6 protein-coding genes are annotated in these 7,127 nt (G+C 62.2%); all 6 read right to left on the reverse strand.

Features of this window, described 5'->3' with window-relative positions:
• Positions 1-24: 24 nt before the first annotated feature.
• On the reverse strand, positions 25-1,983 hold the full coding sequence (locus D1646_RS01870) for a YgiQ family radical SAM protein (protein ID WP_160634800.1): 1,959 nt from the start codon (positions 1,981-1,983) through the stop codon (positions 25-27).
• Between the two features lie 85 nt (positions 1,984-2,068).
• Entirely contained in the window at positions 2,069-2,851 is a 783-nt protein-coding gene (locus tag D1646_RS01875; protein ID WP_160634801.1) for a hypothetical protein, read from the reverse strand.
• A 5-nt stretch (positions 2,852-2,856) separates the two neighbouring features.
• Positions 2,857-3,546 (reverse strand): hypothetical protein, encoded by a 690-nt coding sequence (locus D1646_RS01880; protein ID WP_160634802.1) that lies wholly within the window; start codon positions 3,544-3,546, stop codon positions 2,857-2,859.
• A 13-nt stretch (positions 3,547-3,559) separates the two neighbouring features.
• Positions 3,560-4,441, reverse strand: coding sequence for an ABC transporter ATP-binding protein (locus D1646_RS01885; RefSeq protein ID WP_160634803.1), 882 nt, complete (start codon positions 4,439-4,441; stop codon positions 3,560-3,562).
• Positions 4,438-4,815 (reverse strand): GntR family transcriptional regulator, encoded by a 378-nt coding sequence (locus D1646_RS01890; RefSeq protein ID WP_160634804.1) that lies wholly within the window; start codon positions 4,813-4,815, stop codon positions 4,438-4,440. The genes D1646_RS01885 and D1646_RS01890 overlap by 4 nt, the downstream gene beginning before the upstream one ends.
• Before the next feature lie 219 nt (positions 4,816-5,034).
• On the reverse strand, positions 5,035-7,127 hold a 2,093-nt coding region (locus tag D1646_RS01895; protein ID WP_160634805.1), incomplete at its 5' end, for an S-layer homology domain-containing protein.

Genomic DNA, 7,127 nt, shown 5'->3' on the forward strand with positions numbered 1-7,127 from the left:
ACAGGGGGCACATTTTGTGAAATCTTACCGTTTTTTCTTCGCCCAACCCGCCTTTTTTGCGGGGCGGACGGGGCTCTCTTTTTTCTCCACTCTGGTGCGGGTATCGGCGCGGGGCTTTTTCGTCCGCTCCTGTCCGGTCCGTCTTCGGGGCGCAGGCGCACCGGAGGGCTCCATCCCCTTGTCCGGCTTCACCAGGCAGCGCTTGCCGTAGCCAATCAGGTCCTCCCGGCCTGTCCTGTGGAGAGCCTCCAGCACCAGCTTGCGGTTCTGGGGCTTGCGCCACTGCATCAGCGCCCGCTGGAGGGCCTTGTCGTGGGGCGTCCTGGGGACAAACACCGGCTTCATAGTGCGCGGGTCCAGGCCGGTATACCACATGCAGGTGGCCAGGGTGCCGGGGGTCGGATAAAAATCCTGGACCTGTTCAGGCATATGTCCCTGCTTGTTCAGCCACTCCGCCAGCTGAACCGCGTCCTCCAAGGTACAGCCCGGGTGGGAGGAGATGAGATAGGGCACCAGGTACTGGTCCTTGCCGTAGCGGCGGTTCAGCTTCCCATATTTCTCCCGAAATTTCTCGTACACCTCAATGTGGGGCTTGCCCATATAGTCCAGGGTGTGGGCCACGCAGTGCTCCGGGGCCACCTTCAGCTGGCCGGAGATGTGGTGCTGGACCAGGTCGGTAAAAAACTCCCCGCTGGGGTCCTTCATCAGGTAGTCGAAACGGATACCGGAGCGGATAAATACCTTTTTCACCTTGGGGATCTCCCGCAGCTTCCGCAGGAGCATCATATAGTCGGTGTGGTCGGCGTCCAGATTGGGACAGGGCTCCGGGGCCAGGCAGGACCGGTTCCGGCACATGCCGCTTTTCAGCTGCTTCTGGCAGGAGGGGCGGCGGAAGGTGGCGGAGGGCCCGCCCACGTCGTGGATGTAGCCCTTGAAGCCGGGGTGCCCGGTGAGGGCGCGCACCTCCCGGATGACGCTGTCGTGGCTGCGGCAGGAGATGGTTCGCCCCTGGTGGAAGGCCAGGGAGCAGAAATTGCAGGCCCCGAAACACCCCCGGTTGTGGGTCACCGAGAAGCGCACCTCCTCGATGGCAGGCACACCCCCCAGTGGGTCGTACATGGGGTGGGGCTCCCGGACATAGGGCAGCTCGGCGACCCGGTCCAGCTCCGCTGTGGTCAGGGGGAGGGCGGGGGGATTGACCAGGAGGAAGCGGTCCCCGTGCCGCTGGAGGATGGCCCGCCCCGACACGGCGTCGTGCTCCTGATACTCCACCATATTGGCCCGGGCGTAGGCCGTCCTGGAGGCGGACACCTCTTCAAAGGAGGGCACCTCAACCCGGGGATAGGCGCACATGCCGGGGTCTCGGACGGCCACGCAGGTCCCCCGCACGTCGGTGAGCTCCGAAACCGGCGTCCCAGAGGCCAGTCGGGCGGCAATTTCCAGGGTGGCTGTCTCCCCCATGCCGTAGGAGAGGAGGTCCGCCTGGGCGTCGAAGAGAACGGAGCGGCGCACCTTGTCCTCCCAGTAGTCGTAGTGGGCAAAGCGGCGCAGGGAGGCCTCCAGTCCACCCAGTACGATAGGGATATCCCCAAAGGCCTCCCGGACCCGGTTGGAGTAGACGATGGAGGCATGGTCCGGACGCAGGCCGGCCCGCCGTCCGGGGGAGTAGGCGTCGTCCCGGCGGCGCTTTTTAGCGGCGGTGTAGTGGGCCACCATGGAGTCGATATTGCCCGCCCCAATGAGGACCCCCAGCCGGGGCCGGCCCAGGGCGGCGAAGGGGGCGGCGCTGTGCCAGTCCGGCTGGGCCAGCACGGCGACCCGGTAGCCCTCCGCCTCCAGCAGCCGCCCGATGATGGCGCAGCCGAAGGAGGGGTGATCCACATAGGCGTCCCCCGTAATCAGCAGGAAATCGTAGCTGTCCCACCCCCGGCGGACCATGTCCTCCCGGGTCACAGGGAGAAATAAATCGCGGTCAAAGGCCATAGCGCTCCCCTCCTTCTTGTGAGAGCAGTATATCAGCCTTCGGCAAATTCGTCAACACAGCCGCCCTTTTTTTGACTCTGGCTGCCTACGTCCGCACCACCGAGTGGAGCATGGACCACAGCGCCCAAACAATTCCCGCCGCAAAGAGCAGACCCATCAGGGGCCAGAACCAGGCGGTGAGCACATAGGACTCTATGGGCAGCAGCTGGGTCAGCAGCATGGGGAGCACGCAGATGCACCAGATGATCCAGCCGCCTTTGGAGCCGTACCTCTGAATCAGCGCCCCAACGATCAGTCCGCCGCCTACGCCGATGACAAAGGCCAGCAGCCACCAGTACCAGTCCAAGGTGAAGGTATTGATAATCAAGGTGTTCTCCGGCAGGGGCAGGAGCTCCCCGGCCATGTTTTCATAGAACCGCCCTGTGAGGAGCTGAGTCCCGTCGGGGGAGGGGGCCGCGTCCCAGGTGCCCCAGGCTCTCCCCGTCACCCAGCCCTCCGCTCCGGCCATCCACGCCCACAAATTCGGGCAGACAAACCGCTCCAGCACAGCCAGCACAGCGCCCAGGGCGATGCTGAAGGCGGTCTCGACGCACTCCAGGGCGATGGTCAGACCCATAGCCCGGCGGCGGGTCTGTCCGAAGGCGACAGCCTGGTCGAAGGTGACCCCCACGTGGCTGATGCCGGCAATCAGCGATACAAAGCCGGCGATAATGGGCATCAGACAGGTGGAGATGGTGACGCTGTCCTCCGGCCTGGCAAAATACATGACCCCGCAGATGATGATCTCAATGAGAAGGAACAGTCCCCCCTCCACCCCGGCATAGAGCCACAGGTCATCCGCGTTCAGCTTAATAATCTTTTTTAGCATCGCTCTCACCTCACTACATAGCGCTGGATGGTGTGCCAAATCAGCAGCTCTCCCCCGGCGAAGGAGACCGCCAGCACGCCGGTCGTGATCCGGGGCAGGAGGTCCAGCCAGGCCCACCTCGGTCCGTCCATGAAGTCAAATATGCCGGTCTCCGAGGCCAAGAGCAGGAACATGGTGCTCCCAAGCAGGATGAGCATAGAAATCACGATCACAATGGTCCCCAAAATCTTGTTCTTCACCATCAGCAGACCGCCCAGACAGCCCAGCACCAGGGCTGCCATGGACAGCAGCAAAAATATCCACGGTCTGTCGCGGAAGGACAGCACACCGAACCGCTCCGGCACCGCCCAGTTGGCCACCTCGGGGAGGACCGCCATCAGCCATTGCAGGACCCAGCACACCAGGGTGTAGAACACTATAATCCCCTGGAGCGCCCAGAAGAAATCCCCCCGCCGGGCCCCCATGGACAGCCCCATGTTCAAATTACTGGTACACAGGGCGAAGGCGTAGAGGAACAGGCACAGCAAAATCAGGGTGGGAAACATGGCGTAGTAGGACACAAAGAGATTTTGCACCTGGGAACTGCCGGGCACACCGGTGAGATAGCACCCCCCGATGACAATGGCCGCAAACCCGATGACCGCCCCCAGGTTGACCCAGGCGAAGCCGAGCAGGAAGCGAAAGGACTTTACCATAGCGCTCCCCTCCTCACTGGGCGTCCCCGTGGCCGCACAGGGCTACGAAGACGTTTTGCAGATTCATGGGGGAGACGTCCACATCCTCCTCCGCCGCCAGCCTGACCGCGTCCCCCCGGACGGCCACCGTCTTGTGGCGGCCCATCTGGTGGGTCATCAGGACTTGCAGGCCGCTGCAGGCCCGGTCTACCACGTCGTCCCGGCCCGACACATAGCGGAACTGGTCCACCAGCTCCTCGGTGGGGGCGTTCTCGATAATGCGGCCCTCGTCCAGGATTATGACCCGCTCAAAGACGGAGGCGGCCTCCTCGATGATGTGGGTTGATACAATGAAGGTACGGCCCGTCTGGGCGAAATCCTCCAGGAGGAGCTGGTAAAAGCGCTCCCGCATGACCACGTCCAGCCCCGCCGCCGGTTCGTCCAGAATGGTGACGGGGGAGCGGCTGGCCAGGGCGATGAGGATGGTCACCATGGACATCTGCCCCTTGGAAAGCTGGGAGATTTTCTTCTTGGTCTCCAGCTTAAATTCCTCCAGCAGCCGGTCCGCGTAAGCCTGGTCCCAGTGGGGGTAGTAGATGGCGGCGGATCTCAGGTAGTGCTTGATCTTCAAATTGTTGGGCCCGGAGAACAGGGTTGCCTGCATCTCCCGGGAGAAACAGATATCATTGAGGGCCCTCTGATTCTCCCACACGTCCTGGCCGTCGTAAGTCACCTGACCGCTGTTCTTGGTATTCTGGGCGGTGAGAATGCCCAGAAGAGTCGTCTTGCCCGCCCCGTTGCGGCCAATCAGCCCGTAGATTTTTCCCGGCTCGATCTCCAGGTCCAGGTTGTGCAGGACCTCCTTGTTTTTGTAGGACTTACACAGTCCCTGTGCCTTTAAAATTCCAGCGCTCATGCCTTCTCCTCCTTCATCGCTTGGGTTATCATGTCCAGCAGCTCCGCCCCGGTGAGGTCCAGGGAGGCCCCCTCCTTCACCAGGGGCTTCACGTATCCGTTGTAAAAGGCGGCCTTTCTCTTTCGCCTCACCGCTTCTTCCGCTCCTTTCGCCACAAACATGCCAATGCCCCGCCGCTTGTACAAAATCCCATCCGCCGCCAGCAGATTCAGCCCCTTGGCCGCCGTGGCCGGGTTGATGTTGTAGCCCCGGGCCAGCTCGTTGGTGGAGGGCACCTGGTCCTCCTCCTGGTAGACCCCCCGGAGAATGTCGTCCTCCAGCATTCGGGCAATCTGCAAATAGATCAGGGACTGGTCGTTCAGGGTTCCGCGCACTTAATCACCTCCGGGTCGTTTTGGTTTATCGGTTCATTACTTACGTAACTAACCATAGCACCAATGCTCCCATCTGTCAAGAGGAAATTTCAGCTTTGTTTGCCGGAGGAAACGCTGAAGGGCCTGCCGTCTGTAGTTGACAGACAGCAGGCCCTTTCAGCCGCTTATGCGGGTCTCCCGCCGCAGTTTGTTTCATATGCCGGCGGAGAGGCGGGGGGATTAGTTGGCAAACGCCTGATAGAGGAACGTAACGATCTGAGCGCGGGTACACTGGGAGTCCGGCCCGAAGGTCGTCGCACTGGTACCCGAGGTCACGCCATTGCTCACCGCCCACTGGACGGCATCAGCGTAGTAAGCGCCGGCATCCACATCGGTGAAGCTGTTGGTGCCGCTGACCTGGGGGGAGCCCTTGGCCCGATAGATCAGGGCCACGGCCTGGGCGCGGGTGCAGGTACCGTCAGGGCTGAAGGTGGTTTCGCTGGTGCCGGAGGTGATCCCCTGGGCCACCGCCCACTGGACAGCCTGGGCATAATAGGCATTGCTGGCCACGTCGGTAAAGGGATTGGCGCCCGTAACGGTGGGGGACCCGGCGGCCCGCCACAGGAAGGTCATAATCTGGGCGCGGGTACACTGGGAGTCGGGTCCAAAGGTGTTGGCTCCGGTGCCGGCGGTGACGCCATTGGCCAGCGCCCAGTTCACGGCGTTGTAGTAGTAGGCGTTGGCAGGCACATCCACAAAGTTCATCCCGGTACTGGGCGTTGTGGGAGTATCGGCACGCACGAAGACGGCGTCAACAGTAACCCTGGAGGCGGGCATGGTAAAGGTATACTGATTGTTGCCGATGCTGGAGACTGCAATCGTCTCACCCTTGGAGGTGGTAACAGTCAGCCGATCCAGCTCATAGCCGGCGTTGGGGGTAGCGGTGATGGTCACCTTGACTCCCTGATTGGCGCTGGAGGGCCGGACTTTCACGGTGCCGCCGGTAACCCGGGCAGGCGCGGAAATGCTGTAGCCGCTGGAGCCGGAGCTGCTGGAGGAGCCGCCGGAAGAGCTGCCGGAGGAGGAGCCGCTGCTGGGATCAGTCAGGCTTACTTTACCGTTGACGAGATCATGCTCATAACGGTACAGCGGCAGAGGCTGGCCAGCAGTAGCCTCCATGTAACCCATGCGGATGAAGTCGGACTTGTAGGCACGGTTGTCGTAGACGTCCGGCTCAAACATCAGACCCATCAGGGTAGACGCGGTCTGATTCATGGGGAACACGTAAGCGCCATTGGCAAAGGTGACGGTCCTCTCTCCGCCCAGATTGGAGCTGGTAATGTCCTGATAGACATACTGCTTCAGGCTGACGGAGGAGCCGTTGTCCAGCTTGTAGTACTGGATCTGGTGTCCGTCCACCGTCTTCAAAATGTCGTCAATACCGCTGATATCGGCGGGGATGACATAGGCGGTGGGACGGGGGCGGGAGGTATCGACGCCGGCGCGGCGGATCCAAGTATAGTCGGTGGTGCCGGTCTGCACGCCGCTGGCCATGTCGTACACCGGGTAGTCCTCCCAGAAGACCTCCTCATCCTTCACGTCGTGGTGGCGCAGGATAATCACATCGTTGGTCTCGAAGGTAGCGCCCTTGGCGACGATCTCGGCCCGGGCCTCGGCCACGGTCTTCAGAATACGGCCAGAATTTTCCGCCGCAAAGCTGATAATGCCGCTGGCTGCGCCCCACTGGGACATGACCCGGCGCTCGAACATGCTCATGCCGGCGTGGATGCCCTTGGTCTCGATCAGGTGGCCGATGGAGCCCCGGGTTGCGGGGTAGGCTGCGCCGATGGTGGTGTACACGTCGTAGGGATACTGCTGATAGGCGGTGCCGCGGATGCCGTACTTCTCCTTGGCGTTGTTCAGGGCGTACTCCAGCTCCTCAATGGCCAGGTCGGCCAGCGCCTGGGGATTCAGGCCGCCGCCGCCGTTGCCGGTCATCTGGAGGTCGTCCGCAGCATCGCTGCCCCGGGCCTGGTTTTGCAGCTCGTGGGTGTCGATGACCACCTCGGGGTAGAACAGATTGAAGGTGTTCACGATCATGCGGGTCTCCGGACAGCTCAGAATGTGGTAGTCCCGGTTCATATCCATATCCCGGTTCTGGGTGTTGACCCGAACCCACTCGTAGGAGCCGTCGGAGTTAAACCGGGGGATCATCACCACGTCCACATTGTCCAGTACCTTTTTGCCGTATTCACCGGCCAGCTGGCGGGCCATCACCAGCGCGCCCTCGGTGGCGGCGGGCTCGGGGGGATGGACCTGGGCCTGGTACTGAA

Source organism: Pseudoflavonifractor sp. 60 (genome assembly GCF_009911645.1).
Lineage (GTDB): Bacteria > Bacillota > Clostridia > Oscillospirales > Oscillospiraceae > Lawsonibacter.

What these genes read in the sequence shown, in the direction of transcription:
- D1646_RS01880 (WP_160634802.1), bottom strand. Translation starts at nt 3,546, where the DNA reads ATGGTAAAGTCCTTTCGCTTCCTGCTCGGCTTCGCCTGGGTCAACCTG.
- D1646_RS01875 (WP_160634801.1), bottom strand. Translation starts at nt 2,851, where the DNA reads ATGCTAAAAAAGATTATTAAGCTGAACGCGGATGACCTGTGGCTCTAT.
- D1646_RS01885 (WP_160634803.1), bottom strand. Translation starts at nt 4,441, where the DNA reads ATGAGCGCTGGAATTTTAAAGGCACAGGGACTGTGTAAGTCCTACAAA.
- D1646_RS01870 (WP_160634800.1), bottom strand. Translation starts at nt 1,983, where the DNA reads ATGGCCTTTGACCGCGATTTATTTCTCCCTGTGACCCGGGAGGACATG.